1 pseudogene is annotated in these 339 nt (G+C 67.8%); it reads left to right on the top strand.

Features of this window, described 5'->3' with window-relative positions:
* Positions 1-75: 75 nt before the first annotated feature.
* A pseudogene (locus D9599_RS30960) lies at positions 76-339 on the top strand (hypothetical protein); the annotation flags it as partial.

The following is a 339-nucleotide window of genomic DNA, read 5'->3' as shown; positions in this document are numbered from 1 at the left end:
CCAAGAGAGGTGCCGCTGGTGCCGAAAGCACGCTCCTGTGCACTGCCGAAAACAAGACCTGAAGGAATCTCTCCCGTGCAAACACGATCCACATCGGACCTCTACGGTGATGCGACGAGGGCAGCGGTCGTCCTCCCCGAGGGCACGCCCTCGCTGCCCTCCCGCGTGTCCTGGGGGGCGGTGATCGCCGGCGCCGTCGTGGCCCTAACGATCGGGCTGATGCTGAACTCCCTTGGGGCCGGGGTAGGCGCCACCACGGTGGATGCGACCGCCCGGGGCACGCCCTCCGCGTCCTCCTTCGGCATCGGCGCCGGGATCTGGTTCCTGGTGTCTAACCTG

This window comes from Roseomonas sp. KE2513 (assembly GCF_016107305.1).
Taxonomy (GTDB): domain Bacteria; phylum Pseudomonadota; class Alphaproteobacteria; order Acetobacterales; family Acetobacteraceae; genus Roseomonas.
The sequence above is the reverse complement of the archived record's forward strand: the minus strand, read 5'-3'. Positions and strand labels throughout refer to the sequence as shown.